This is a genomic window from Vibrio rotiferianus CAIM 577 = LMG 21460, from assembly GCF_002741985.1.
Taxonomy (GTDB): Bacteria; Pseudomonadota; Gammaproteobacteria; order Enterobacterales; family Vibrionaceae; genus Vibrio; species Vibrio rotiferianus.
In genome coordinates this window covers 1-884 of the sequence record NZ_APHW01000077.1, presented here as the reverse complement: position 1 = coordinate 884, position 884 = coordinate 1, and the positions used below count along the sequence as shown (strand labels likewise).

Below are 884 nucleotides of genomic sequence, written 5' to 3'. Positions count from 1 at the left end.
ATCCCCCACATCAGGGCAATTTCCTAGGCATTACTCACCCGTCCGCCGCTCGACGCCGTTATCGTTCCCCGAAGGTTCAGATAACTCGTTTCCGCTCGACTTGCATGTGTTAGGCCTGCCGCCAGCGTTCAATCTGAGCCATGATCAAACTCTTCAATTTAAGATTTTGTCGGCTCAATGAATACTGAACATTACATAATGTAATGTTTGAATTGACTGTGCTGAGTCTTTCGACTCAATGGTCACTTCGTTTCATTGAAACCTAATTTGAAACCGCTCTTTATTAAGAGAAATTTCTAATTGGATTATCATCAACGAGTGCCCACACAGATTGATAGGTCTATATTGTTAAAGAGCTTGGCTTTCAACACGTTAGTGTCTCAGCGAGGTGCGTATAATACGCTTCCCACTTTGAAAGTCAACATAAAACTCTAAAATAATTTAGAACTTTATGGTGACTTGCTTATTAAATAAGCAAGTGCGAAATAAAGCCTGGCGATGTCCTACTCTCACATGGGGAAGCCCCACACTACCATCGGCGCTAATTCGTTTCACTTCTGAGTTCGGAATGGAAATCAGGTGGGTCCAAATCGCTATGGTCGCCAAGCAAATTCTTTAATCTGGAAAGCTGTTTTCAGTTCTTAACACATTCAATGTTCTTACATTGAGTCCATCAAAACCCCTTGGGTGTTGTATGGTTAAGCCTCACGGGCAATTAGTACAGGTTAGCTCAACGCCTCACAACGCTTACACACCCTGCCTATCAACGTTCTAGTCTCGAACAACCCTTTAGGATACTTAAAGTATCAGGGAAGACTCATCTCAGGGCTCGCTTCCCGCTTAGATGCTTTCGCTGGTTATCGATTCCGAACTTAGCTACCGGG

The 884-nt window shown here is 43.7% G+C and carries 3 rRNA genes; all 3 read right to left on the bottom strand.

What is annotated here, in order from left to right:
* A 16S ribosomal RNA gene (locus B853_RS16180) occupies window positions 1-160 on the bottom strand; the annotation flags it as partial.
* Window positions 161-490: 330 nt separating this feature from the next.
* Window positions 491-607 (bottom strand): 5S ribosomal RNA (rrf, locus tag B853_RS16175).
* Between the two features lie 87 nt (window positions 608-694).
* Window positions 695-884, bottom strand: a 23S ribosomal RNA gene (locus B853_RS16170); the annotation flags it as partial.